At 67.6% G+C, this 26,510-nt stretch carries 22 protein-coding genes and 2 riboswitches; of the genes, 16 read left to right on the plus strand and 6 right to left on the minus strand.

Annotation, left to right across the window (positions count from 1 at the left end; translation table 11 throughout):
- Window positions 1-95: 95 nt before the first annotated feature.
- Complete coding sequence (locus ABE485_RS12725; RefSeq protein ID WP_346515656.1) at window positions 96-911, minus strand: response regulator transcription factor; 816 nt, start codon at window positions 909-911, stop codon at window positions 96-98.
- Between the two features lie 556 nt (window positions 912-1,467).
- Here ABE485_RS12725 and ABE485_RS12730 point away from each other — a divergent pair.
- A complete protein-coding gene (locus tag ABE485_RS12730; protein ID WP_346515657.1) occupies window positions 1,468-1,866 on the plus strand; it encodes a helix-turn-helix domain-containing protein in 399 nt (132 codons plus the stop codon).
- Here the strand turns inward: ABE485_RS12730 and ABE485_RS12735 are convergent.
- Entirely contained in the window at window positions 1,847-2,998 is a 1,152-nt protein-coding gene (locus ABE485_RS12735) for an acyltransferase family protein (RefSeq protein WP_346515658.1), read from the minus strand. The genes ABE485_RS12730 and ABE485_RS12735 overlap by 20 nt on opposite strands.
- Before the next feature lie 306 nt (window positions 2,999-3,304).
- Between ABE485_RS12735 and ABE485_RS12740 the strand changes: the two genes are divergently transcribed.
- The 3 genes from ABE485_RS12740 to ABE485_RS12750 all read left to right on the plus strand — a co-directional run bounded on the left by ABE485_RS12740 (window position 3,305) and on the right by ABE485_RS12750 (window position 5,492).
- Entirely contained in the window at window positions 3,305-3,835 is a 531-nt protein-coding gene (locus tag ABE485_RS12740; RefSeq protein WP_346515659.1) for an META domain-containing protein, read from the plus strand.
- 36 nt (window positions 3,836-3,871) lie between these two features.
- On the plus strand, window positions 3,872-4,669 hold the full coding sequence (locus tag ABE485_RS12745; RefSeq protein WP_430795420.1) for a DUF4377 domain-containing protein: 798 nt from the start codon (window positions 3,872-3,874) through the stop codon (window positions 4,667-4,669).
- Between the two features lie 85 nt (window positions 4,670-4,754).
- Window positions 4,755-5,492: a sulfurtransferase gene (locus ABE485_RS12750; RefSeq protein ID WP_346515660.1), complete on the plus strand. Its 738-nt coding sequence runs from the start codon at window positions 4,755-4,757 to the stop codon at window positions 5,490-5,492.
- Window positions 5,493-5,563: 71 nt separating this feature from the next.
- Here ABE485_RS12750 and metG read toward each other — a convergent pair whose 3' ends face one another.
- Together metG and ABE485_RS12760 are read right to left on the minus strand one after the other, a co-directional pair.
- Complete coding sequence (gene metG / locus ABE485_RS12755) at window positions 5,564-7,630, minus strand: methionine--tRNA ligase (RefSeq protein WP_346515661.1); 2,067 nt, start codon at window positions 7,628-7,630, stop codon at window positions 5,564-5,566.
- A 223-nt stretch (window positions 7,631-7,853) separates the two neighbouring features.
- A complete protein-coding gene (locus ABE485_RS12760) occupies window positions 7,854-8,129 on the minus strand; it encodes a hypothetical protein (protein WP_006226181.1) in 276 nt (91 codons plus the stop codon).
- A 101-nt stretch (window positions 8,130-8,230) separates the two neighbouring features.
- Between ABE485_RS12760 and apbC the strand changes: the two genes are divergently transcribed.
- The 4 genes from apbC (at window position 8,231) to dcd (ending at window position 15,630) form a co-directional block, all read left to right on the plus strand.
- Complete coding sequence (gene apbC, locus ABE485_RS12765) at window positions 8,231-9,319, plus strand: iron-sulfur cluster carrier protein ApbC (protein WP_346515662.1); 1,089 nt, start codon at window positions 8,231-8,233, stop codon at window positions 9,317-9,319.
- A 3-nt stretch (window positions 9,320-9,322) separates the two neighbouring features.
- On the plus strand, window positions 9,323-11,215 hold the full coding sequence (locus ABE485_RS12770) for an autotransporter assembly complex protein TamA (protein WP_346515663.1): 1,893 nt from the start codon (window positions 9,323-9,325) through the stop codon (window positions 11,213-11,215).
- 56 nt (window positions 11,216-11,271) lie between these two features.
- Entirely contained in the window at window positions 11,272-14,958 is a 3,687-nt protein-coding gene (locus tag ABE485_RS12775) for a translocation/assembly module TamB domain-containing protein (RefSeq protein ID WP_346515664.1), read from the plus strand.
- 108 nt (window positions 14,959-15,066) lie between these two features.
- On the plus strand, window positions 15,067-15,630 hold the full coding sequence (dcd, locus tag ABE485_RS12780; RefSeq protein ID WP_008166733.1) for a dCTP deaminase: 564 nt from the start codon (window positions 15,067-15,069) through the stop codon (window positions 15,628-15,630).
- A gap of 4 nt (window positions 15,631-15,634) precedes the next feature.
- Here the strand turns inward: dcd and ABE485_RS12785 are convergent, their stop codons facing one another.
- Complete coding sequence (locus tag ABE485_RS12785; protein WP_346515665.1) at window positions 15,635-16,498, minus strand: GNAT family N-acetyltransferase; 864 nt, start codon at window positions 16,496-16,498, stop codon at window positions 15,635-15,637.
- Between the two features lie 159 nt (window positions 16,499-16,657).
- Between ABE485_RS12785 and ABE485_RS12790 the strand changes: the two genes are divergently transcribed.
- Window positions 16,658-17,899: a GGDEF domain-containing protein gene (locus ABE485_RS12790; protein WP_346515666.1), complete on the plus strand. Its 1,242-nt coding sequence runs from the start codon at window positions 16,658-16,660 to the stop codon at window positions 17,897-17,899.
- A gap of 16 nt (window positions 17,900-17,915) precedes the next feature.
- On the opposite strand, the gene ABE485_RS12795 is transcribed toward ABE485_RS12790, so the two are convergent.
- The gene (locus ABE485_RS12795; protein WP_346515667.1) at window positions 17,916-18,434 is read right to left on the minus strand and encodes a GNAT family N-acetyltransferase; all 519 of its coding nucleotides are present in this window, start codon (window positions 18,432-18,434) and stop codon (window positions 17,916-17,918) included.
- A gap of 114 nt (window positions 18,435-18,548) precedes the next feature.
- On the opposite strand from ABE485_RS12795, the gene ABE485_RS12800 reads away from it, so the two are divergent.
- From ABE485_RS12800 to gcvH, 7 genes are all read left to right on the plus strand, one after another.
- The gene (locus tag ABE485_RS12800; RefSeq protein WP_346515738.1) at window positions 18,549-19,001 is read left to right on the plus strand and encodes a hypothetical protein; all 453 of its coding nucleotides are present in this window, start codon (window positions 18,549-18,551) and stop codon (window positions 18,999-19,001) included.
- 296 nt (window positions 19,002-19,297) lie between these two features.
- Window positions 19,298-21,559 (plus strand): arginine/lysine/ornithine decarboxylase, encoded by a 2,262-nt coding sequence (locus ABE485_RS12805; RefSeq protein WP_346515668.1) that lies wholly within the window; start codon window positions 19,298-19,300, stop codon window positions 21,557-21,559.
- A gap of 23 nt (window positions 21,560-21,582) precedes the next feature.
- The gene (locus ABE485_RS12810) at window positions 21,583-22,785 is read left to right on the plus strand and encodes an NAD(P)/FAD-dependent oxidoreductase (RefSeq protein WP_346515669.1); all 1,203 of its coding nucleotides are present in this window, start codon (window positions 21,583-21,585) and stop codon (window positions 22,783-22,785) included.
- 152 nt (window positions 22,786-22,937) lie between these two features.
- A complete protein-coding gene (locus ABE485_RS12815; RefSeq protein WP_346515670.1) occupies window positions 22,938-23,552 on the plus strand; it encodes a superoxide dismutase in 615 nt (204 codons plus the stop codon).
- A 30-nt stretch (window positions 23,553-23,582) separates the two neighbouring features.
- On the plus strand, window positions 23,583-24,476 hold the full coding sequence (locus ABE485_RS12820) for a ZIP family metal transporter (protein WP_346515671.1): 894 nt from the start codon (window positions 23,583-23,585) through the stop codon (window positions 24,474-24,476).
- 84 nt (window positions 24,477-24,560) lie between these two features.
- Window positions 24,561-24,662: riboswitch (glycine riboswitch) on the plus strand.
- Between the two features lie 44 nt (window positions 24,663-24,706).
- Window positions 24,707-24,829: riboswitch (glycine riboswitch) on the plus strand.
- Window positions 24,830-24,915: 86 nt separating this feature from the next.
- Window positions 24,916-26,016, plus strand: a complete 1,101-nt coding sequence (gene gcvT / locus ABE485_RS12825; protein ID WP_346515672.1) for a glycine cleavage system aminomethyltransferase GcvT — start codon at window positions 24,916-24,918, stop codon at window positions 26,014-26,016.
- A gap of 99 nt (window positions 26,017-26,115) precedes the next feature.
- Entirely contained in the window at window positions 26,116-26,493 is a 378-nt protein-coding gene (gene gcvH, locus ABE485_RS12830; RefSeq protein ID WP_008166713.1) for a glycine cleavage system protein GcvH, read from the plus strand.
- Window positions 26,494-26,510: the final 17 nt, after the last annotated feature.

Here is a 26,510-nt window from a genome sequence, read left to right on the forward strand (position 1 = left end):
CACGTGTTGTTTTAGCGCGGCGTCTTACCCTTCGGGGGCAGCGCCGCGTTTTTTTCGCCCCGCCGCCCGTTCCGGGGCGCGCACAAGGCCCGCAGCTACACCGACGCGCTCGCGTCTTCCGCTTCGCTGCGCCAGGCCTCCTGGCTGTCCGCACGGCCGCTTTGCACCGATACCCGATAGTCCAGGTCCAGCGTGATGTCGGCCGCGAACATGTAGCCCCATCCGTGCACGGCCCGTATCGGCAGGGTCATCTGATTGGCCGTGGCCTTGCGGCGCAGGCGGCTGATCATCACGTCCACGAAGCGGCGGCGGGTGATGCCGCTGTCGGCCTCGTCGGCGCCGTCGGCGATGAACGCATCGCGGCTGACCTTGCGGTCGGGCGCCCGGACCAGCCGGGACAGGAAGTCCCGCTCGCCGGTCGTCAGGCCCAGCGTGCGGCCCCTGGGGCTGATCAGCGTCCAGCCTTTGTTGGCCAGCCGCCACCCTTCCTGGGAGGGTTCTTCCGCGGCTTGCGGGTCCGATGCGGGGTCCATGCCGTCCAGGCCCACTGCGCGTCTGACAAGCGCCTGGAGCACGGCAGCCAGTTCAAGCCCCGTGACTTCCGGGGGCAGGCAGGCGTCCGCGCCGCACAGCAGGGTGCGGATCCGGCTTTCGGAGTCGGTGAAATCGGCGATGGCGACGATGCCCAGGCTCCGGTCCACCGCGCGCAGGCGCACGGCGGCGTTGTGGACATCGGTGAGGGGCGCTTCCAGGACCACCAGCGGGCTGGGCCGGCGGGAAAACCTGTCGTAGACATCGACCAGGTCGTGGCAGCGTCGGACATTGAATCCCAGGTGGGAAAGCCCTTCCACCAGTCTGGCATGCCTGGCGTTGTCACTGCCAAGAAAAATGACATCCAGCGTGTTGTTCATTGATGCTTCCAATGAGGCGGCGCGGCGGGGGCGGCGCCGGAGCGGGCCGCGGCGCCCGCAGGACCAGGCCGTTGCCGGCCTTCGTGGGCGCTGAGGTCACGCCCGTGTTTCATTTAAACACGGGCGTGTTTTTTTGTGAAGATACGTTTCGATAGTTTCGACTGGTAACAGACCATGCCCTGCGGACACCCTTGAGACCATTGAAACAGTGTTTGTTTCGTCTTTTGCATCAACAATATATTATGTATTACCGATACATTATTTTGTTTTTACCCGATTGAATTCCCATAAACTCGTCGGGCTTTTTTGCTGCCTGGTCCTCACGCGGGGAACGCCGGGCGGATCTGCGTCTGGCCCGGGCGAAGCTCTGCAAGTCGATGATAGATATGATTTTTCTGGCGCAGGCTTGCGCGCGGCGGGATGCGGGCAGGCGAGCCGGATGTGCGGTTGCGCGGGGGGCCGCCGCGATTTACGGATTAGCCCGGAAATTGGGGTGTAATCCGTTTGTTTGGCAGCAGAATTGAGATGCTTTAATCAAATAAATACATTCATATTAATGTCTCGGGTTGATCGATTGGACACGTTTAGCCATCGTCTGCGCAACGCAAGAATGCTTCAGGGATGGACTCAAAAAGACTTGGCTGTCGCGAGCAACCTGTCGCAAAGCGCCATCGGCAACTACGAAAGTGGGCAGCGCCAGCAGCCCTCCAGCGACGCCCTCATCAAACTGACGCGCGCATTGCGCGTCAATCCGCTATGGCTCAGCACCGGCGAGGGGCCGATGCTGGATTCGGCGCAGGGCGCCGACGGCGTGAGCGGCGCGGGCGCATTCGCCCTGCAGCCCGCGTGGCCATTCGAGACCGTTTCCTACGCCACCTACGACAGGCTCAGTTCGCAAGAGAAGCGGCAGATCGAGCTGGTGCTGGCCGCGTACATCAAGGCACGCGGCGAATAGTCCCCAACGGATCGGCCGGCACCTGAGGCCGCGGACGGGCATCGGCCGCGGGCTGCGCCGTGCCTCGCGCACCGTCGGTGCGCAGGCGGTTGCGCAGGCGCTCCACGGGATCCGCGATCAGGTAGTTCAACACCGCCGACACCCCGATGCAGCCCGTGATCGCCATGGCCGCGAACAGCATGGGCTGATGTTCCTGCAGCCCGTGCATGAGCCAACTGAACGCCATGATCACCAGCATGTGACAGATATAGAGCGGATAGCTCAGTTCGCCGATCGCCTTGTCCAGCCGGTGCCGCGACTGGAACAGGAACGCCAGCGGCAGCAGCGCCGCGAACAGCAGGACCGCCAGGCCGTCGCGCACCGTGGGATTGATGCCGATCGAGAAATGCACCAGGACATAGGCGAACAGGATGGCCGTGCCCAATTCGGGCAGGCGCTTCACGCGCTGGGTCCAGGCCTTCATGCGCGGCAGCAGCACCTGGTGCGACAGCGAGCCGATCAGGAACAGCGCCAGCTCCGTGGGGAAGAAGCGATAGGTCCAGGGATCGGACCGGCCGATGCCGGTTGCGATCAGCACCGCGCGCAGGATCAGCGATGCCGCCAGCAGGGCGAGCAGCCGGCGCGGCGAGCGCAGCACGAAAGGCGCCACCAGATAGAAGCTCATTTCCACGCCCAGGGTCCAGGCCTGGGGCACCAGCAGGCCCTTGTAGAGCGGCACATCGCTGTTGGCGAAGCTGCCGGTGAACGCCAGCGCGGAATCCCGGATGCCGAAGAACATCAGCCAGTCCTGGCCGAAGATGACAATGTTGGAGATCACCAGGAAGAGCTCGGCGCTGAAGGGCAGCGACTGGTAGATGCGGAAGAACGAGCCGCCGCTGACGATGTGCGCGGTCAGCGTCAGGGCCGCCACGGCCAGGTAGATCGGGAACAGCCGCAGGGCGCGGTTCGCGTAGAACTTGCCCACCGCGCCCTGATAGTGGTCGGTCGCGGTCAGCACATACGAAATCAGGAAGCCGGAGATCACGTAGAAAAGCTGAACCGCCAGCCTGCCGCCCACGAGGTGATCGCCGTAGCCGCCGCCCAGGTGGTCGAGCACCACCGACAGCGCGAGTAACGTTCTCAAGAAGCCCATTGCGTGTCTCCCCCGTCGATATTCTTCTATGGCCCGATGGGCCGGACACTTGCGCCTGACGTCGTGGAGTGCTCCGCTCCTCTTTCCCTTTATTTCTGATCCGGCCGGAGTCACCCGCTGCGATGATTCTGCGCGCAGTCAAGGGCGCCCGCCATGCAGCTTTCGATGCAGCACGCCGCGCCATCCGAGGTAGGAACGCGGCTTGCTCGTGCTGCTTTCGGATACGGCTGTAGGGCGGAGAAAATCGCCCGCCCGGCCGATGCCGGTTACAGTACGAAAGTTGCGAACCTTCCTGGAGTCCCGTCCATGCCCAACTTCCTGTCCACGCCTGCCCGGTTGCTCTGCCTGGGGATGTTGACCGCGGCATTGGCCGGTTGCGCCGGCTCCCTCGGCGGAGCCCGCCCGGAAGGCGCCGCCGCCGCCAACGCCGCCAGCAGCAAGGATTCGCTGGCGCAGACCAGCTGGGAACTGGTCCGTTGGACGCAAGCCGGCGGCGCGCTGCGCGACATCCCCCACGGCGACAACGGCGAACCCATCCGGCTGACCTTCCTGGCGCAAGGCAAGCAGTACCAGGTCAACGGCTTTGCGGGCTGCAACCGCTACATGGGCAGCTACAGGCTGGAAAAGGGCAAGCTGTTCATCGACGCGCCGGCCACCACCCGCATGGCCTGCGTGCCGCCCGAACGCGCCAAGCTCGAGGCCGACTACCTGCGCGGCCTGGGCGCCATCGATACGTTCACGCTGGACAGCGGCGGCGCGCCGCGCCATCTGACGTTCAAGCTTCGCGGCGGCGACGTCCTCGAGTTCGAACGCCGCCAGGATCCGCCGACGCCCTGATCGCTTCCGCCCCGCAGACCGTCTCACGAGGCACGCATGCCCTTTCTCGTTTCCTGGCGCCGACTGGCGCCCTGCCTGCTGTTCATCGGCCTTGCAGGCTGCTCGTCGCCGCCCATGCGCGCCGCCGACGGGCAGGATCCGCGCTTCCAGCCCGCGTCTGCCTCGGACATGCTGGTGCAGACCAGCTGGGAGCTGGCGCGCTGGACGTTGCCCGCGGGCGGGCTGCGCCCCGTGCCGCATCCGTCGTCGACCACGCGGCCCGTTACCGTGGCGTTCATCCATGAGCAGGGCTCCCCGCGCATGATGGGCTTTGCCGGCTGCAACCAGTTCAATGCGCCCTACACGGTCGCCAATGGCCTGCTCATCGTCCGTTCGGAGCCCGTGTCCACAAGGATGGCATGCGCGCCGCAGGCCATGGCGCTGGAGCAGGATTTCCTGGCGAGCCTCACGCGCATCACCGCCAGTTCCGTGGACAACACCAACAACCCGCAGCGCATGACCTGGAAGCTCAACACGGGCGACACGCTGGATTTCGGCCGCCGGACCGATCCCGTCGCCGGCGGCCAGCGCGGCCCCTCGAAGCTGGTCTATGTGAATTCGGAGCGGGTGCCTTGCACCGCCGGCGCGGGCCGCGCCATGTGCTACCAGGTCCGGGACAGCGCCTCGCAACCCTGGCAGTTCTGGTATGGCGACATCACCGGCTTCAATTTCCAGCCGGGCGTGCGCTACCGCCTGCGCGTGGTCGAGGTCCACGATCCGAATCCGCCCGCCGACGCCTCGTCGGTGCGCTGGGTGCTGGACGCGGTGATCGAGCAGGAAGTCGTCAGCCGTTGAGCTGGCGCAACCGCGGCCACGGGCGGCCCGGGCCGCCCAGCGATTACTATTACGGGCTTCGTCGCCCGTTTTTTACTGCTTTGCCATGACTTCCGTCGTCAATATCGCCGCCTACAAGTTCGTTCCGCTGGATTCCCTGCCCGAGTTGCGCACGCACCTGCTGAGCCTGGCGGGCGATGCCGGGCTCAAGGGCACCATCCTGCTGGCCGAAGAGGGCATCAACCTGTTCCTGGCCGGCGCGGCCGACGGCATCGACGCGTTCCTGCGCGACCTGCGCGCCGATCCGCGCTTTGCCGAGCTGGAGGTCAAGTTCAGCCACAGCGGCGACGTGCCGTTCCGCAAGCTGCTGGTCAAGATCAAGCGCGAGATCATCCGGATGAACCATCCGGCGATACGCCCCGCCGCGGGCCGCGCGCCCGGCGTCGACGCCCGCACGGTGGCGCGCTGGCTGGAGCAGGGCGTCGACGACGCGGGCCGTCCCGTGGTGATGCTGGACACGCGCAACGCGTTCGAGGTGGACGAAGGCACGTTCAAGAACGCCATCGATTGGCGCATCGACCGCTTCACGCAATTTCCCGACGCGGTGCAGGCGAACCGCGCGCAGCTCGAAGGCAAGACGGTGGTCAGCTTCTGCACCGGCGGCATCCGCTGCGAAAAGGCTGCCATCTACATGAACGAGGCCGGCATCCAGAACGTCTACCAGCTCGACGGCGGCATCCTCAAGTACTTCGAGGAAACCGGCGGCCCCGGCTACGAAGGCAAGTGCTTCGTGTTCGACGAGCGCGTCTCGCTGGATCCGGCGCTGGCGCCCAGCAACGCCTAGCGCGCAACGCCTGCCCGGAACGCAAAAGAGCCCGCTGACGCGGGCTCTTTTCATGGGCGGCGTGTGGCGGTTCAGCGCACGCGCATGCCGGGCTTGGCGCCGGGGAAGGGCTCCAGCACGTAAATGCCGGCGTCCACGGCTTCATCCGCGTGGCTGGCGGCCAGCACCATGCCTTCGGAGACGCCGAACTTCATCTTGCGCGGGGCCAGGTTGGCCACCATGACCGTCAGCTTGCCGATCAGGTCTTCGGGCTTGTAGGCCGACTTGATGCCCGAGAACACGTTGCGGTGGCGGCCTTCGCCCACGTCCAGCGTCAGGCGCAGCAGCTTGGTCGAGCCGTCGACGTGCTCGCAGTTGACGATCTGCGCGATGCGCAGGTCGACGCGCGCGAAGTCGTCGATGGAGATGGTTTCGGCCAGGGGCTCGCCGCCGGGCACCACGACCGGCGCCGCGGGCGGTTCGAACAGGTCTTCCAGCATCTGCGGCTCGACGCGCTGCATCAGGTGCTTGAACGGCGCGACGCGCTGCGGCAGCACCGAGGCGTCCGCCCAGGTGAACGGCGCCTGCGCGCCGAACAGTTCCATGGCGACGCGTTCGGCCAGCGCAGGCAGCACCGGCGCCAGCATCACGGACAGGGCCTTGAAGCCGGCCAGCGAACGCGAGCAGATGTCCTGCAGCGCGGCTTTCTGCGCGTCGTCGGCGGTGGCGATGCCCTTGGCCAGGACCCACGGTTGCGCGGTGTCGAACGCCTGGTTGATGCGGTCGGCGTAAGCCATGATTTCGCGGATGGCGCGGTTGTACTCGCGGGCCTCGAACGCGGCGCGGATGGATTCGGCCTGTTCGGCGTATTCCGCGGCCAGCGCGGCGGTATCGCCCGAGTAGCCCAGCACGCCGTCGAAGTGCTTCGTGATGAAGCTGGCGGCGCGGCTGGCGATGTTGACGTACTTGCCGACCAGGTCGCTATTGACGCGCGCGATGAAGTCCTCGGGGTTGAAGTCCATGTCTTCGACCCGCGCATTCAGCTTGGCGGCAATGTAATAGCGCATCCATTCGGCGTTCATGCCGATTTCCAGGTAGCGCAGCGGCGAGATGCCGGTGCCGCGGCTCTTGGACATCTTTTCGCCGCTGACGGTGATGAAGCCGTGCACGTTCACGGCGTCCGGCGTCTTGCGGCCGGCGAACTTCAGCATCGCGGGCCAGAACAGGGCGTGGAAGTACACGATGTCCTTGCCGATGAAGTGCACCTGTTCGGTGTCGCCGTTGGGGTCGAGCAGGGCGTCGAAGTCCATGCCCTTGACCTCGCAGTACGACTTGAGCGAAGCCAGGTAGCCCACCGGCGCGTCCAGCCACACGTAGAAGTACTTGCCCGGCGCGTCCGGAATCTCGATGCCGAAATAGGGCGCGTCGCGGGAGATGTCCCAGTCGCCCAGCTTGGCCTCGCCGTCCTCGGCGCCCAGCCATTCGCGCGTCTTGGCCAGCATTTCGGGTTGCAGGTGCTTGCCGCCGTGCTTGTTCGAGCCGGTCGTCCATTGCTGCAGGAATTCCACGCAGCGCGGATCGGAAAGTTTGAAGAAGAAGTGGTCGGAAGACTTGAGGACGGGCGTGGCGCCGGTCAGCGCCGAATAGGGGTTGATCAGCTCGGTCGGCGCGTAGACCGCGCCGCAGACTTCGCAGGAGTCGCCGTACTGGTCCTTGGCGTGGCACTTGGGGCATTCGCCCTTGATGTAGCGGTCGGCCAGGAACATGCCCTTGACCGGATCGTAGAACTGCTCGATGGAGCGCGTTTCAATCAGGTCCTGGGCTTTCAGCGCGCGATAGATGTCGTGCGACAGCGCCACGTTCTCGGCCGAATCGGTGGAGTGCCAGTGGTCGAAACGGATGTGGAAGCCGTTCAGGTACTGCGGCCGCTCGGCCGCGTAGCGGGCGACCAGCGCCTGCGGCGTGATGCCTTCCTTTTCCGCCTTCAGCATGATCGGCGCGCCGTGCGCGTCGTCGGCACCCACGAAATGCACCGTGTGGCCCGCCATTCGCATCGAACGAACCCAGATATCGGCCTGGATGTACTCCATGATGTGGCCGATGTGGAAAGATCCGTTGGCGTAGGGCAGCGCTGTGGTGACAAAAAGGGTGCGAGACATGGTTGTCGACAGAGGTTGAGGGGAAAAGGAGTTTGGCCGGCCATTTTAGGGCAAGCGGGCCGAGTTGCCCGGGATGCGTCCCGGAAAGCACACAACCCGCCGATCGCGGCGGGGCGGATCAGGCGGGTTGGGGGAAGGGGCGGGGCGCGATGGCCGCGCAACTACGCGGCACAGCACGCCCAGCTTGCGTCGGAAACAGCGCAAGCGGGTTGGAAAACCGCCGTCAGCGGATTTCGCGGGCCTCGACGTCGATCACGTCGCCGCGCGGCTGCGTGGCGAACGGGGCGGTGGCGGACTGGAAGGGGCCCGGACGGGCGCCTTGGCGCTGGCTCCAATAGGCGCGCACGCCGAACGGCTTGCCACGCACCTTGGCGACCACGTACAGGATCGCCACGGCGATTGCCGTGGAAAGCATGAACACCAGCGCCATCGCCATGCCGATCAGGGCCAGGGCGGCGAATAGGACGGCACGAAAGAAGCGGATAAGTGTGTTGGTCATGAATGTCGGATGCAAAACGCAGCGAAAGGTTCCCGTGTATCCGCTATCCTTTAGGGGATGGCGGCCCGCAGAAGCCGCGCTGCCTACGGAACCATAGTGACATGAGTATAACGATAGAACACATCCGCGCCGCATTGCGCGCCGTGCAAGACCCGAATACCGGTTTGGATTTGGGTGTTTCTGTAAAAGATCGTGACATTCAGCTGGGCGGCGGCCGTGTCGCGCTGTCGCTGGAGCTGGGTTATCCCGCCGACGCCGTCCGCGAACAGATCCGCGAATTGGCCGTCCGGGCGCTGGCCCAGGCGGGCGCGCCCGACGCGCAAGTCTCCGTCACCTGGAAGGTTGCCGCGCACGCGGTGCAGAAGGGCCTGAAGCCGCTGCCCAACGTGCGCAACATTATTGCGGTCGCATCCGGCAAGGGCGGCGTGGGCAAGAGCACCACCGCCGTGAACCTGGCGCTGGCGCTGGCGGCCGAAGGCGCCAAGGTCGGCCTCCTGGACGCGGACATCTACGGTCCCAGCGTGCCGACGATGCTGGGCATCTCGGGCCGTCCCGAGAGCCTGGACAACAAGAGCATGGAGCCGCTGACCGGCCACGGCCTGCAGGCCAACTCCATCGGCTTCCTGATCGACGCCGACTCGCCCGCCATCTGGCGTGGCCCGATGGTCACGCAGGCGCTGGAACAACTGCTGCGCCAGACCAACTGGCGCGACCTGGACTACCTGATCGTCGACATGCCGCCCGGCACCGGCGACGTGGCCCTGACCCTGGCGCAGAAGGTGCCCGTGGTCGGCGCGGTCATCGTCACCACGCCGCAGGACGTGGCCCTGCTGGACGCCCGCAAGGGCCTGCGCATGTTCCAGAAAGTGGACGTGCCGATCCTGGGCGTGGTCGAGAACATGGCCATCCACATCTGCTCGCAGTGCGGGCATGCCGAGCACATCTTCGGCGAAGGCGGCGGCCAGCGCATGGCCGAGCAATACCAGACGCCGTGGCTGGGCAGCCTGCCGCTGACCCTGGCGATCCGCGAGCAGACCGATGCCGGCACCCCGACCGTCGTGTCGGATGCGGGCAGCGAGGCCGCGTCGCTGTATCGCGCCATCGCACGCAAGCTGGCGGCCGGCGTTGCCGCGCTGCCGCGCGATATGGCCGGGAAATTCCCCTCCATCGTCGTGCAGCAACCGTCCTGAAGCATGCGGTGGGCTGCCCGAGCCTTCTTGGCAGGACTGTGCGTGATGGCGGGCGAGGCATTGGCCAAGCGCCCGGAAGTCATCGTGGACCCCGGGGGCGTGCCCCCGGCCGCGCTGCAGGCGATCACCCAGGCGGTCGACGCGATCGCGCGGCTGGCCGAGGACCAGGACGGCGGTGAAATAAACCGCCTGCGCCGGCGCGCGCGCGACGCGACGCTGGCCGCCCTGGCCACCCAGGGCTATTTCTCGCCCAAGGTCACGCTGGAAGCGGGTACCGACATCGGCGGCGAAACCTGGGACATCGCCATCGTGCCGGGCAAGCGCACGACGGTCGAGTCCGTGAACCTGGAGTTCACCGGCCGCATCACCCGTCCCGAGTACGCGCAGCGCGTGCAGAAGCTGCGCGACGACTGGCGGCTCAAGGCGGGGCAGCCTTTCATCAACAGCGACTGGAACCGGGCCAAGGCCACGCTGCTGGACGACGTGTCCACGCGCGACTTCCTGCTGGCGCGCATGACGTCCTCCCGGGCCGACATCAATGCGGACAAGGCCACTGCCAGCCTGCACGTCTCGATCGACAGCGGCCCGCAGGTCCGCATGGGCGAACTGAACACCACCGGCCTGAAACGGGTGCCGGAAAAGCTCATCAACCGCTACGTCCGCTACAACGTGGGCGCGGCCTTTGACCAGAACCGCCTGGACCAGTGGCAGCAGGACCTGCAGTCCACCGCGTTCTTTCGGGGCGCGTTCGTGTCGCTGCAGGAACCCGGCGACTCGCAGCAGCCGACGGATCCGATTTCGGACCGCGCGCGCGCGCCGGGTTCCGAAGACGCCGCGGCCTCCGCGCCGGCCGGCGATCCGACGGTGTCCGGCGGCATGCCGCCGCCGCCGGCCCAGTTCGATTCCGACGGCGAGGTGACCTTGCCGGTGCAGGTGCGCGTGGTCGAAGCGCCGCCCAAGCGCTTTTCCGCGTCGATCGGCGTGGACGACGAGGCCGGCGTGCGGGTGGAATCCCTGTATCGCCAGAACGTGGTGTTCGGCCAGCCCGTCACCCTGGAAACCGGTTTCGGGGTCGACCGCCTGCGGCAGCGCGCCTTCATGGACATCCTGCTGCCGCCCACGGAACGCGGATACCGCGATTCCGTCGGGATCCTGGCCGACCGCTCCGACATCCAGGGCCTGGAAGTCACGCGCTATGCGCTGGGCGCCACGCGCTCGCAGGAGCGCAAGGGCGCCGGCGACAGCCGCGTCGAATACGAAACGCGCTGGGGCGCGCTGCTGGCGCAGGATCACGTCAAGATCGACGGCGGCGACAGCTACACGCTGCCCACGGCGACCCTCACCGCGGAATGGCTGCGGCGCGACGTGGACAACAAATACGACCCGCGCGAGGGCAACCTGATTTCCGTGGGCGGCGGCGTCGGCGTCACGCTCGATACCGGCGAACCCTACACCCGGCTGCGTTTGCGCGGGCAGAAGTGGTGGCCGATCGGCAAGCTGGACGTGCTGATGATCCGCGGCGAGGTCGGGCGCGTGTGGTCCAACGGCGACGTGCAGGTGCCTGACGATTTCGGGTTCCGCACCGGCGGCGCCCGCTCCATCCGCGGCTATCGCTACCAGAGCATCGGCGTGCACCGCGACAACGCGGTCGTGGGCGCGCCCACGCTGCTGGTCGGCAGCATCGAATACGACCATTACTTCGACGAGCGCTGGGGCATGGGCGTCTTCGTGGACGCGGGCGACGCCGCGGAGTCCTTCGGCGACATGAAGATGTCGGTGGGCTACGGGGTTGGCGCGCGCGTGCGCACGCCGGCCGGCCCGCTGTTCCTCGACGTGGCCTATGGCCAGCGCGAACGCGACCTGCGCTTGCACTTCTCGCTGGGGATCGCGTTTTGAGGGTCCTGCGCAAGTTCCTTCGCCATGTGCTGGTGTGGTGGCTTCCCGGGCTTGCCATGCTGGCCGTTCTTGCGGCGGGCTTCCTGTTCTGGCTGGCGGCGTCGCAGAACGGCACGCGCCTTTTGCTGACCACCGCCGCCCAGCAACTGAACGGCCAGGCGCTGGACGTGCGCGGCTCCATCCTGCGCGGCGTGACCGTGGGCAGGCTCGAGCTGGAGACGGGCGGCACCCGCATCGACATCAGCGACCTGAATCTCGTGGTGCGCTGGCGCGCGCTGGGAGACCGGTTGCTGCATGTGCGCAATGTCTCGGCGGGATCGGTCCGCGTGGAAACGACCTCCTCGCCCGAGACGCCGCCCGTTCAAGAAAGCGATGAGCCCTTCACGCTGCCGGATCTGCCGGTGACCATCGCCGTCGACCGGCTGGCGCTGGGAGACTTCCAGTTCATCCAGGATGGCCAGCCGCTGCCGGTGACGCTCAATGACCTGAGCGCCACCTTCGCCGCCGGCAAGCAGGGGGCGCAGGTGCGCATCGCCAGCCTGCGCGTCGGGCACGAGGTCGGCGAGGCCGACGTGACCGGCCAGGCGGATCTGCGGGACATGGCCGACCCCTGGCCCTTCGCCGCGCGCCTGGACGTGACGGCGCGGGGTTCGGGACCCGAGTCGCCGCTGTGCCAGGCCGACCGGCTCAGCGGCGTGTTCGGGCCGGCCGCGGGGCAGGCGCAGCCGAAGGCGGCCGAAACGCCCAAGGGCGGCGCCAAGCCCAAAGCGGACGAGGCGGCCAAGGGCGGCGCCAAAGCCAAGGCGGACGCGGCGGCCAAGGGCCGGGCCGAAGCCGGCGCCAAGGGCAAAGCCGCGCAGATTCCCGCCGCCGCCACGGCCGAACCGATGGGACCGCCCGCGCCGGCATGCCTGGTCGTGCTTCATGCCGATGCCGCGGGTTCGCTGGATGGCATCCAGGCCAAGGTGGACGGCACGGGATCCAACCTGGTGCTGGACGTGGTCGCCGACCTGGCGCCCCGCACGGCGCTGGTGCTGCGCAGCGCCCGGGCGCGCGCCCAATTGCCCGACAAGTCCACGCTCGCGGCGCAGTTCGACCTGCAGGCGGGCGATGCCCCCGGCCGCGACCGGATCGTCGGTTCGCTGGACGCCCAACGCCTGGACCTCGGGCCGTGGGCAGGCAACGCCATTCCGCCCGCGGTGCTGACCGTGCGCGCCGACGTGCGAGCCGAGATCGAGAACCTGAGCCAGCTGCGCCAGGCCGCCATCGACCTGCGTTTCGAAGAGGGCAGCCGCTGGAACCGGCAGCCCCTGGGCGGCACGCTGAAGGCACAGGTGGACATGGCTGCGGCAGCGCCGGCCGGGGCCGCGCCGCCGGACCCGGCGCTGGATCCCCTGGCGGGCTTGCGCATCCGCGGCCTGGATGTGGACGTCAGGCTGGGACGCAACCGCGTCCGCGCGGCCGGCGAACTCGGCGCGGCGGACAGTTCCCTGACGCTGGATGCCCAGGCGCCGCAGCTCGATGCGTTCTGGCCCGACCTGCCGGGCGGCGCGGACGTGAAGGCGCGGCTGGACGGCGCGCTGGCCGCCCACCGCGGAGAGGTCTCCGCCACCTATACCCCTCCCGGATTGCGCCCCGGCGTCATCGGCCAATCGCGGGCGCAGGCCAACCTCACGTTCTCCGGAGGCTGGGGCAAGGGGGCGGCCGGTCAGCCGGACGCCGCGCTGGTGGGCTGGCGCGGCACGTTTTCCCGTCTTGGCGCGGACACCGCCGGTTTCGCGGTGTCCGCGGACAGGCCGGTTGCGCTCAGTTTCCTGCCGTCCGCCGTGGCGCCGCAATGGCAGTGGCAGGTCGGCCAGACGACGCTGAGCCTGACGCTGCCGGGCAAGGAACGCCTGACCGTGGCGCACCAGGGTTCGCGTGGGGGCGGCAAGCGCTGGGAAACCGCCGGACAGGCCGACAACCTCGTCATCACGGCCGCCATGGCGCGCCAGGTGGTCGGCGCGTTCGATCCCGACGCGGCGGCCAAGCTGGGCAAGAACGCCGGGCGCGTGAATGCCATGGTTCCGGAGGGGCAGCGGCGCATCGCGCTGGATCTGCTCTGGGACCTGAAGTTCGACGGACGCCTGGCGGGCAGGGCGCGGATCGCGCGCCGTTCGGGCGACCTGCTGATACCGGGCGATCCGCCCATCCCGCTCGGCGTGAAGGCCCTGGCGCTGGACCTGACCGCCACGCCCACCTCGGCCAACGCCAGCCGGCTGGACGCCCGGCTCGATCTGGCCACCGACAAAATGGGTTCGGTCAACGGGACCGGAACCGCGGTGCTGGTCGTGGACGCCCAGGGCGGCATGGCGCTCGATTCCCGCCAGCCGCTGCGGGCCCGGCTCAACGCCGACATCGCCGACCTCGCCTGGGTGGGACTGTTCGTGGGCGACACGATGGAAATCGGCGGCACGCTCAAGGCCAACGTCGACGTCCAGGGCACCCTTGCCGGCCAATGGAACGCCACCGGCACCATCCGGGGCGACAAACTGCGGCTGGTGCGCATCGACGACGGCGTGCGGCTGGTCGACGGCACGCTGTCCGCGCGGCTGGACGGCCAGCGGCTGGTGCTGGACAGCCTGCGCTTCCCGGCGTCGCTGCGGGTCATGCCGGCGGAATGGCGGACCAAGGAATGGATCACGACCAACCCCGGGGCGAAGGGCGGCTACGCCGAAGCCAAGGGCGACTGGAACATCATGGACGGCGGCGGCGCCATCAAGCTGACGCTGCACCGCTTTCCCGCCCTGCAGCGGTCGGACCGCTACGCGATGGTGTCCGGCACCGTGGACGTCCGGGCGGCCATGCCGCGCCTGGAGATCGTCGGGAACCTGAGCGCCGACGCGGGCTGGTTCAGCCTGGAGATCCTGCAGGGCGTGCCCTCGCTGGACGACGACGTCCGCGTGATCCGCGCGGGCGATGACGCATCGACGGTCTCGACACCTCTGCAGACCACCATGGACCTGCGGTTCGACATGGGGCCGCGGTTCTACATCACCGGCATGGGGCTGGACGCGGGCCTGCTGGGCGCCATCCAGATCCGGCTGAACGACGGCCGCCTGACGGGCTGGGGGCAGTTGCGCACGCGCGGCGGCGGCATCGAGGCCTACGGCCAGCGGCTGCGCCTGAGCCGGGGCACGCTGACCTTCCAGGGCCGCCTGGACAACCCCATCCTCGACATCGAAGCCCTGCGCACGGGCGAACTGGTCGAGGCGGGCGTGCGGGTGGTGGGAACGGCCCAGCGGCCGCGCATCGACCTGGTGTCCTACCCGGAGGTGAGCGACGTCGAAAAGCTGTCCTGGCTGCTGCTGGGCCGCGGTCCCGACGAAAGCGGCGGCGACGCCGCCCTGCTGGTGTCCATCGGCACCGCCTTGCTGGGCGGCGGACAGCCGTTCTTCAAGCAGTTCGGCCTGGACGACGTCGCCGTGCGCACGGGCAGCATGGGCAGTTCGGGCAGCATCCTGCCCGACCGCACCGTGGCGGGCAACGTGAACCGGGACATCAACAGCGATCTCTCCACCCAGTTCCTGGTGGCCAGCAAGAACTTCGCCAACGGCATCACGCTCAGCGTCGAGCAGGCGTTGTCGGGCAGCGATACGGTCGGCCGCGCCAGCTACCGCCTTGCGCGGGGTCTGTCCCTGGATTTGAAGGGCGGTTCGGTCAACGGAATCTCGCTGGTCTACCGGACGCTGTTCGGCAATTGAGCGGCGCCCGGCTTGAGGCGGGACAAGGCCGTCCCGCCCTGGCCGGCACGGGACGGACGCGCTCGGGATAAAATGGCGGCCATTCCATCCCCTAGCACCACACCCACCATGAGCATCAAAAGCGACCGCTGGATCCGCCGCCAGGCCGAAGCCGGCATGATCGAACCCTTCGAACCGGGGCAGGTCCGTACGGCCAATGGCGGGCGCATCGTCAGCTACGGCACCAGCAGCTACGGCTACGACGTGCGCTGCGCCGACGAATTCAAGATCTTCACCAACATCAATTCCACCATCGTCGATCCCAAGAATTTCGACGAAGGCTCGTTCGTGGATTTCAAGGGCGACGTCTGCATCATTCCGCCCAATTCGTTCGCGCTGGCCCGCACGGTGGAATATTTCCGCATTCCGCGCAGCGTCCTGACGGTCTGCCTGGGCAAGAGCACGTACGCGCGCTGCGGCATCATCGTCAACGTCACGCCGCTGGAACCCGAATGGGAAGGCCACGTCACGCTCGAATTCTCGAACACGACGCCGCTGCCCGCCAAGATCTACGCGGGCGAAGGCTGCGCGCAGATGCTGTTCCTGGAAAGCGACGAAGTCTGCGAAACCTCTTACCGCGACCGTGGCGGCAAGTACCAGGGCCAGCGCGGCGTCACGCTGCCGCGCACCTGAGGCTTCAGCCCGCTGACGCGGGCCGCAGGTATTCGATGTCCCACTCGCCTTCGCCGGTCTGCACGAAGCCATGCCGGCGATAGAAGCGGTTCGAGTCGCTGCCGCGCAGCGCGCCCAGCGTCACCGGCAATCCGCGGCTGTCGGCGTACCGCAAGATCCACCGCATGACCTGCCCGCCCAGCCCCCGGCCTTGCGCCGCGGGGTGCAGGTACAGGTGGTCCAGCCGCAATCCCTCGCCGTCCGGGCGCACGGCGTAAAAGCCGACACGCAGCCCGTCCTGTTCGATGTGCCAGGTGCAGTCCGGCCGGAAGGTGTCGCGCAGGCGCGCCCGCGCCCGCTCTGGATCGAAGCGGCCCAGCCGCTCCAGGCTCTCGCGCATGGCCGCGATCCGCAGCGCCAGCAGCGCCTCGAAATCCGATTCCGACGCGGGCGGAAACCGCAGCCCGCCGGGGCTGGCGCTGCCGTCTTGCGCCAGTTCGTCATAGCCCCGGCCCAGGAACTGCAGGATGCAGATGCCGTGGCCATAGGGATCGCTCAGGTGCGCGATGCGGCCCCAGGCGTGCGTGGCGGGCGGGTCTTCCAGCCGCGCGCCGGCGGCGACGGCCCGCGCCACCGCGCTGTCCACGTCCTCGACCACGACGTCCAGATGCACGGGCGTCCAGTGCCGCGCATAGTCGCGCGGCTGGCGCGTCGCGCCGGCGGCCGGCGTGCCCGCGGCTTTTTCCAGCAGATAGATGGGCGCATCGGCGCCCAGCATTTCGGCGCCGGTCGACCCCAATCGTCGATGCAGGTTCAGGCCGAAGGCCTGTTGATAGAACGCAATGGCGTGTTCAAGATCGGGCACATCGATGTTGACCAGGATTTTCATGGGACCTTACGCCGGCGGCGCCAGCAAGCATGGCGCGAGCCCGATGCCCGCGCTGTTACGCGGCTTGCGCTAAAGAACCCCATGCCGCGTCCGTAAAAAGAATACATGTGTTTGCCGATTTGGCGACGTCATTTCTGCAAGCGTGAGCAAGGCCCATCCGTGCGTTACCCCCATATTCCCTGGCTGCCCCTCCTGTTCTATCCCGCGCTGCCGGTCGCTGCGGCGGTGGGGCTCCTGTTCTGGCGGGAATGGCCGCCCGCGCTGACCCTCATCGTGCCCTTCGTGCCCTGGGTGATGGCGCTGATCGGCGCGGCGATCTGCCTGATGTACCAGCGTTCGCAGACCATGGCGCTGATGCTGTGCGTGCTCGCGATCACGGCGGCCTGGCCCACGCTTGCGCGCGAAGCGCCCTGGGCCATGGGGCCCGTGCTGGCCTGGTGGTCGCTTGTTTATACGATCAATGCGCTGTGGTCGGAGCGCTCCAGCATGCTCATCGACGTGGCGCTGCGCATCGGCCTGATGGCCGCCGGCGTGGCGGCGATCGCGCTGGCCGGCAAGGACGGCGTGGGCGACCTCTTCAGTACGATCGCCCTGCAAGGCATGCTGGCGCGCCTGGGTGTGCCGGCCGAGGCGCTGGTGGCGCTGCTGGCCACCGGCCTGACCCTGACGCTGCTGCTGTTGCGCTATGGCCGCCCGCAGCAGGCCGGCCAGTGGCTCGGATTCGTCTGCATGGCGTGGGCGTTGCCGCGCGGGGCCGCCCACCCCATCGAATTGGCATTGATGTCCGCCGCGTCGCTGACTGCGCTGTGCATCTCGCTGGCGCACGAAGGCTTCCACATGGCGTTTCGCGACGAGCTCACCGGCCTGCCGGGACGTCGCGCGCTGAACGAGCGGCTGCAGCGCATGGGCCGCGTCTACACGCTGGCGATGGCCGACGTCGATCACTTCAAGGCGTTCAACGATACGCACGGCCACGACGTGGGCGACCAGGTGCTGCGCATGGTGGCGTCCCAGCTGCGCCGCGTGCCGGGCGGCGGCCACGCCTACCGCTACGGCGGGGAAGAGTTCACCCTGGTGTTTCCGGGCAAGACCGCGGCCGAGGCCATGCCGCACCTGGAAACCGTCAGGCGCGCAATCGAGGCTTACCAGATGCGGCTGCGCGACAAGCCGGCGCGGCCGAAGGCCGATCAGATCGGCCAGCGCCGGCGCGGCAACCGCGGCGGCCGCGGATCGAGGCCGCTGCGCGTGACCGTCAGCATCGGCGTGGCCGAGCGCAGCGAGGCGTTGCGCGCGCCCGACGCCGTCATCAAGGCCGCCGACCAGGCGCTCTACAAAGCCAAGGACGGCGGGCGCAACCAGGTGTGCGCCTACGGCGCGCGCCGCCGGGCGGCTTCCGCCTGAGTCCGCGCCAGGCGATCTAGTTTTCCGCCAGCGGCAGCGCCATCAGCGTCTCGTCGTAGAGCCGGCCGTTCACGCACAGCGCCTCGGGCTCGTGGCCATACACGGCGAAGCCCAGGCTGGTGTACAGCGCGGCCGCCGCGGCGTTGTTGGCGGTAACGCTCAATTGCACCTGGCGGATGCCGCGCATGGTGCGTGCGTGGCCGATCGCCGCAAGCATCAGCAGCCGGCCGAAGCCGCGTCCGCGCCGGGCAGGCGCCACGTACATGCTCCAGATGTGCGCCTTGTGGCGCATCTTCAGCTTGCGCTGCCGGCCCACGCCCACCATCCCGGCCAGCTCGCCATCGGCAAAGACGCCGAACAGGGCGCCATCGTCCGCGGGGGATATCCATTCGCGGATGTCCTCCAATGTCAGCGTGTGTTCCTCTTCGTAACTCGATCCGAAGGATTCCGGGGTTTCGACCAGCGCATCCAGGCGCAATTGCCGCAGGGGCGCGGCATCCGGGGCGGTCAGGCGTCTGACGATGGGGTCTGGCATGGGCGGTGGACTGTTGGGAATAGGGAACGTTCGTGGCGGCCGGGTCGGTATGGGCGGGAGGGCTTGCCTATAATGGTTTCAACGCCGCTTGCGGTTTTCACAAAGGAGCCAATGATGTTCGGTTTCCTCAAGATAAACCAGGATGCTACGCGCGACGAGGTCCAGGAAGAATTCGTGGCGCGCGTGGCGGGTGCCGCGCAGGACTTCGTGCAGGCCGCCGGTTCCACCGGCGCCGTGCTGGACTACTCCCCGTCCAGCGTCCATGCGCTCGATGACGCACTGGAGGCCGCCCATCTGGGCACGCTGCCTCTGACCCCCATGCAAACCGTCGGTGCAGCCGCCTATCTGTACGAGGTCGGGCGCCGGGCGCACGGCGGGCTGTATGAAGTCTGCGACGACGAGGACCCCGTGGTCCTGGTCTGCGGAGAACCCGGCGCCGAAGTCTGCTTCGGCGCCATCGCCAAGGTCGAACGGCGCATCCGCTACGGGCCCGCCGAGGCGATCCCCGCCTACTTTGAACAATTCATGACCGCCCTGCAGGCCGGCGAGGCCGCGACCATCCGCTAGGCGTCGCCAACGCCCAGGCCCCGCGGCCGCGCCGCATGCAGCCGGCTGCGTTCGTCCTCCGCCAGCAATCCTGGGGGGCGGCAGCCGGGCGCCGGGCCGCGCTTTTGGCGCGATGACAACGCCCTCGGGCGCCTTCTGGGGATTTCCCTTAGGACTGTAAGAAAAACAGCCCTACAATTCCGCCATTCCCGCCGCCCGGCGGGTGCTCGCGCCGTCTGTCATCGGACGGGTCTTTACTAGCTGTACATTCGCGCCGCGATACGCGTCCGATTCGCCTTGCCCCCAGGAGCGCCTGCATGAAATTCCGCTTCCCTATCTTCATCATCGACGAGGACTACCGTTCCGAGAACGCGTCCGGTTTGGGTATCCGTGCCTTGTCCGCAGCAATCGAGGCCGAGGGCGTCGAGGTGATCGGGGTGACCAGCTATGGCGACCTGAGCTCGTTCGCGCAGCAGCAAAGCCGCGCCAGCGCCTTCATCCTGTCGATCGACGATGAAGAGTTCGACGTGGATTCGCCCGAGGACGTGGCCGGCGCGATCAAGAACCTGCGCATGTTCATCGGCGAACTGCGCTTTCGCAACGCCGATATCCCCATCTACCTGTACGGGGAAACGCGCACGTCGGAACACATCCCGAACGACATCCTGCGCGAACTGCACGGCTTCATCCACATGTTCGAGGACACGCCCGAATTCGTGGCGCGCCACATCATCCGCGAAGCGCGCAGCTACGTCGACAGCCTGCCGCCGCCGTTCTTCCGCGAACTGGTGAAGTACGCGCAGGATGGCTCGTATTCCTGGCACTGCCCGGGCCACTCGGGCGGCGTGGCGTTCCTCAAGAGCCCGGTGGGGCGGATGTTCCACCAGTTCTTCGGCGAGAACATGCTGCGCGCCGACGTCTGCAACGCGGTGGACGAACTGGGCCAGCTGCTGGACCACACCGGACCGGTCGCCGAATCCGAACTGAATGCCGCGCGCATCTTCCATGCCGACCACTGCTTCTTCGTGACCAACGGCACGTCGACGTCCAACAAGGTGGTGTGGCACGCCAACGTGGCCGCGGGCGACGTGGTGGTGGTGGACCGCAACTGCCACAAGTCGATCCTGCACGCCATCACGATGACGGGGGCGATCCCGGTGTTCCTGCGCCCCACGCGCAACCACCTGGGCATCATCGGCCCGATCCCGCTGGAAGAATTCCACCCGGACAACATTCGCAAGAAGATCGAGGCCAACCCGTTCGCGCGCGAAGCCGTGAACAAGAATCCGCGCATCCTGACGCTGACGCAGAGCACGTACGACGGCGTCATCTACAACGTGGAAATGATCAAGAAGCAGCTGGGCAGCTATGTCGATACGCTGCACTTCGACGAAGCCTGGCTGCCGCACGCCTCGTTCCACGAGTTCTACCAGGACATGCACGCCATCGGCCAGGACCGTCCGCGCAGCCAGGACGCCATGGTGTTCGCCACGCACTCCACGCACAAGCTGCTGGCCGGCATCTCGCAGGCCTCGCAGATCATCGTGCAGGAATCCGAGACCCGCAAGCTGGACCGCAACGTCTTCAACGAGGCGTACCTGATGCACACGTCCACGTCGCCGCAGTACGCGATCATCGCGTCCTGCGACGTGGCCGCCGCGATGATGGAGCCGCCGGGAGGCACCGCGCTGGTCGAGGAAAGCATCCGCGAAGCCCTGGATTTCCGCCGCGCCATGCGCAAGGTGGAATCCGAGTTCGGCAAGAACGACTGGTGGTTCAAGGTCTGGGGGCCGAACCGCCTGGTGTCCGAGGGCATCGGCAATCGCGACGAATGGATCCTCGAAGCGAACGACCACTGGCACGGCTTTGGCGAAATGGCCGAAGGCTTCAACATGCTGGACCCGATCAAGGCCACGGTCATCACGCCGGGGCTGGACATGTCGGGCAGCTTCGGTGAAACCGGCATTCCCGCCGCGCTGGTCTCCAAGTACCTGACCGAACACGGCGTCGTGGTCGAGAAGACCGGCCTGTACTCGTTCTTCATCCTGTTCACCATCGGCATCACCAAGGGCCGCTGGAACACGCTGCTGACCGCGCTGCAGCAGTTCAAGGACGACTACGACCGCAACCAGCCGCTGTGGCGCATCCTGCCCGAGTTCTGCCGCGATCATCGCCGCTATGAACGCATGGGCCTGCGCGACCTCTGCCAGCAGATCCACGAGGCCTACCGCGAGCGCGACGTCGCCCGCCTCACGACCGAGATGTATCTCAGCGACATGGTGCCGGCGCTCAAGCCGTCCGACGCCTTTGCCCGCATGGCGCACCGCGAGGTCGAGCGCGTCGACATCGACAAGCTCGAAGGGCGCGTCACGGGCGTGCTGCTGACCCCGTACCCGCCGGGCATCCCGCTGCTGATCCCGGGCGAACGCTTCAACCGCACCATCGTGCAGTACCTGCAGTTCGCGCGCGAGTTCAATGAGCGCTTCCCGGGCTTCGAGACCTACATCCACGGCCTGGCCGATGAAGTGGGTCCCGACGGCGAAAAGCGCTATTACGTCGATTGCCTGATCGAAGAGTAAGCGCGGCAGGGTCTGGAGTCCTGATGTTCGATGTAGCCGTACTCGGCGCCGGCGCCGCGGGAATGATGTGCGCGGCGGTGGCCGGCCAGCGCGGCTTGCGCGTGGTGCTGGTCGACCACGCGCAGCGCCTGGCCGAGAAAATCCGCATTTCCGGCGGAGGCCGCTGCAACTTCACGAACATCGGCGCCGGACCCGCCAATTTTCTATCCGAGAATCCGCATTTCTGCCGCTCGGCCCTGTCCGGCTACACGCCGCAGGACTTCCTGGCGCTGATGAAGCGCCACCGCATCGCCTGGCACGAGAAGCACCGCGGCCAGCTGTTTTGCGACGATTCCAGCGAATCCATCATCGACATGCTGCGCGCCGAGTGCGGGGCGGGCAATGTGCAATGGCGCATGGGCTGCACGGTGGCCGAGATCGCGCACGGCGAACATGGTTTCGAGCTGCGCACCAGCCAGGGCCCGATCCGCGCCGCCAAGCTGGTGGTGGCCACCGGCGGCATGGCGATTCCGCAACTGGGCGCCACCGATTTCGGCCTGAAGATCGCCCGCCAGTTCGGCCTGAAGGTCGTGGAGCCGCGGCCCGCGCTGGTGCCGCTGACCTTCGACCCCGCGCAATGGCAGGCCTTGTCGGAACTGTCGGGCGTGGCCCTGGAGGTCAACCTGCACACGGGGCAGGGCAAGGCGCGCGGAGAGTTCCTTGAAGACCTGCTGTTCACCCACCGCGGGCTGTCGGGCCCGGCGATCCTGCAGATCTCCAGCTTCTGGAAACCGGGCGAACCCATCGTGATCGACCTGGCCCCGGGCCGGGACCTGGCGCAGGAATTGCTGGCGTCCAAGTCCGGCAACCGCCAGCAGCTGCATACGGTGCTGGCGGGGCTGTGGCCCAAGCGCCTGGCCGACCGCTGGCTGCACCTGTCGGAGCAGGGCGGCAAGCCGGGGCTGGCGTCGCTGCGCCTGGCGGATGCGCCGGACAAGACCCTGCGCGCGCTGGCGCAGGACATCCATCAGTGGTCCCTGGTGCCCAGCGGCACGGCAGGCTACAAGAAGGCCGAAGTGATGCGCGGCGGCGTGGACACGCGCGGCCTGGACCAGAAATCCATGCAGGCCAAGGCGGCGCCGGGCCTTTACTTCATCGGCGAAGCGGTGGACGTCACGGGCTGGCTGGGCGGCTACAACTTCCAGTGGGCCTGGGCCTCGGGCGTGGCCTGCGGCCAGGCGCTCTGACGACATTCGCGATACGCCCGGTTACGTGATGCGTCGCGTGACCGGGCCGGATTGGCCAAGCCGGCATTGTGATATTAAATAAAAATACATATCATTTATGTTTTGATCTTGATCAAATCCCCGCCCTGGGGACGGATCCGACGGAGACCCGCATGGCCTATACCCTTCCGACCCTGCCGTATGCCTATGACGCGCTGGAGCCTCACATCGACGCGATGACGATGGAGATCCACTACAGCAAGCACCACCAGACCTACGTCACCAGCCTGAACGCCGCGCTGGATGGCGCCGGCATCGCCACGGACGAGCCCGTCGAGGCCCTGGTCGCGCGCCTGGAACAGTTGCCCGAAGCCGTGCGCGGCGCAGTCCGCAACCATGGCGGCGGCCACGCGAACCACAGCCTGTTCTGGTCCGTCATGTCGCCGCAGGGCGGCGGCGAGCCGGACGGCGCGCTGGCGGCGGCCATCGAATCGGAACTGGGCGGGCAGGCCGCTTTCCGCGAAGCCTTCACCAAGGCGGCGCTGACCCGCTTCGGCAGCGGCTGGGCGTGGCTCAGCGTGACGCCGGCCGGCAAGCTGGTGGTCGAAAGCAGCGCCAACCAGGACAGCCCGCTGATGCATGGCAACACGCCCATCCTGGGGCTGGACGTCTGGGAACACGCTTATTATCTGAAGTACCAGAACCGCCGGCCTGAATACATCGGCGCTTTCTACAACGTGGTGAACTGGCCCGAGGTGGCGCGCCGCTATGCCGCGGCCAAGGGCTGAGCGCATCTTACGCAAGGAGCGCAGCAGCCTATGAACACGTTCAGCCGTCATCGGGTGCGGCCCGCGGCAACCAGCATCAGCGTGTGGACGCTGGCCGTCATGGTCTCGTGCCTGGCGCTGTACCAGCTCTGGGTGTACCTGGACGTGCGGGCGCCGCACGTGGCCGACGCCCTGCTGGGCGGGCTGGTCGCGGCCGGCGCGACGGCGCTGGGCACGCTGCCCATCCTGTTCGCTCGCACCATTCCCCAGAAGGTGCAGGACAGCATGTTCGGCTTCGGCGCCGGCGTGATGCTGGCGGCCAGCGCGTTTTCACTGGTGGCGCCCGGCATCGCCGCGGGCAAGGACCTGGGCTACGGGCCCTGGGGCGCGGGCCTGATCGTCGGCGCGGCCGTGCTGCTGGGCGCGGCGGTCCTGCTGCTGATGGACCGCATCCTGCCGCACGAGCATTTCATCAAGGGCAGGGAAGGGATGGAGGCGCACCGGCTGCGCCGCACCTGGCTGTTCGTGTTCGCCATCATGCTGCACAACCTGCCCGAGGGCCTGGCGATCGGCGTCGGCTATGCCGGCGGCGATCCCGTGCGCGGCACGGCGCTGGCGACGGGCATCGCGATCCAGGATATTCCCGAAGGGCTGGTGGTGGCGGTGGCCCTGCTGGCCGCCGGCTACAAGCGCACCTTCGCGGTGGCGCTGGGCATGCTGTCCGGACTGATCGAGCCCGTGGGGGCCGTGCTGGGAGCCGCCATCGTCGGCTGGTCGGCGCCGCTCCTGCCGTGGGGCCTGGGCTTTGCCGCTGGCGCCATGCTGTTCGTCATCAGCCACGAAATCATCCCCGAGTCGCACCGCAAGGGACACGAGGTCTATGCGACCTGCGGCCTGATGCTCGGGTTCGTCCTGATGATGTTGCTGGATACGGCGCTGGGGTAGGGCCCGGGCGGCCGGATGGCAGCCGAAAGCGCTCGACGGGCCTAGGCTTACCCCGGGCTTTCGTTGTATGCTTTCGGCGCTGTCACGCATGTTGCGGGAGAGAGCGGCCGCAAGCAGGAATTCCGGCCGCCGCCGAAGGCGCAATTCGCCCAGAATCGCTCAGGTAACCGATACCGCACATGCTTGTCCCGTCCCGCTTTTCTTGCCATACAGGCCAGGCGGACGCGGCAAAACAGTACTCTGGAGAGACCTGGCGCCGCCCCTGAACTAGGGACATAGCGAGCAGCCCAGGCGCCGAAGGTGCAAACCCGCCACGCGGGGCAACTCTCAGGCAAAAGGACAGAGGGGCGGAAGATTCAGCCGTTGCGCGGGCGCGTTCCGCCCGCAACCACCGGCATTCCGTAACCCTGGCATCGCTGCCGTCCCGGAGTTCCCCCGCATGTCCGCTACCCTCAAACGCACCCCGTTGGCCGAAGAACACATTGCCGCCGGCGCCCGCATGGTCGACTTTGGCGGCTGGGACATGCCCCTGGCCTACGGCTCGCAGCTCGAAGAGCATCACGCGGTGCGCCAGGACGCCGGCATGTTCGACGTCTCGCACATGCTCAACGTCGACGTGAAGGGCCCCGACGCCTACGCCTTCCTGCAGCGCCTGGTCGCCAACGACGTGTCCAAGCTGACGGTGCCGGGCAAGGCCCTGTACAGCTGCATGCTGAATCCCCAGGGCGGCGTCATCGACGACCTGATCATCTATTTCTTCGCGGCCGACGAATGGCGCGTGGTGGTGAACGCCGGCACGGCCGACAAGGACGTGGCCTGGATGCAGCGCGTGAAGCAGGCCGGCGCGTTCGACGTTGCCGTCACGCCGCGCCGCGACCTGGCCATGGTCGCCGTGCAGGGCCCCAACGCGCGCGCCAAGCTGTGGGCCGCGCGCCCGGCCTGGCAGGCCGCCAGCGAACCCCTGACGCCCTTTGTCGCCGCCCGCGTGGGCGATGACACCCTGGTCGCCCGCACGGGCTATACCGGCGAAGACGGCTTCGAAATCGTGCTGCCCGCCGCCGACGTGGTGCAGCTCTGGCGCGACCTGGCTGCCCAGGGCGTGCGTCCGGCAGGCCTGGGGGCGCGCGACACGCTGCGCCTGGAAGCCGGCATGAACCTCTACGGCCAGGACATGGACGAACTGACCCAGCCCGGGCAGGCCGGCCTGACCTGGACGGTGTCGCTCAAGAACCCCGAGCGCCGTTTCATCGGCCGTGATGCGCTGGAGCAGTTCGCCACGCCCGCCACGTTCATCGGCCTGAAGCTCCAGGACCGCGGCGTGATGCGCGCGCACATGGCCGTGCGCACCGCGCAAGGCATGGGCGAACTCACCAGCGGCACCATGTCGCCCACGCTGGGCGTGTCCATCGGCTTTGCCCGCCTGCCGCAAGGCGTGAATCCGGGCGACACGGTCGAGGTCGACATCCGCGGCAAGTGGGTGCCCGCCCTGGCCTGCAAACTGCCTTTCGTGCGTAACGGCAAAGCCGTCGAACACTCGTAAACTCGAAGCTTCGCGCGAGCGCCGGCCCGGCATGGGCGACGGCCGCCCGCGCGAGGCGCGCAACACCATTCATCTACCCGCATTCCCTCAGGAGTTCCCATGAGTCTGCCCACCGATCGCAAGTACACCGAGTCCCATGAATGGGTCAAAGCCGAGGGCGACGTGTTCGTCGTCGGCATCACCGACACCGCCCAGGATCAGTTGGGCGATCTGGTCTTCGTCGGCGACGTGAACGTCGGCGCCAAGCTAAACGCCGGTGAAACCGCCGGCGTCGTCGAGTCGGTCAAGGCCGCCTCGGACATCTACGCGCCCGTCGCCGGCGAAATCGTCGCCTTCAACGAAGAGCTGGAAAACAACCCCAACCTGATCAACGAATCGGCCTTCACGGCCTGGATCTTCAAGATCAAGCCCGTCAACGCGGCCGACGCCGACAAGCTGCTGGACGCCGCCGGCTACGAAGCCGTCGCCAACGGCTAAGCCTGGCCGCGCCGGGC

It is taken from the genome of Achromobacter spanius (assembly GCF_039673305.1).
GTDB classification, from domain to species: Bacteria; Pseudomonadota; Gammaproteobacteria; order Burkholderiales; family Burkholderiaceae_B; genus Achromobacter; species Achromobacter spanius_F.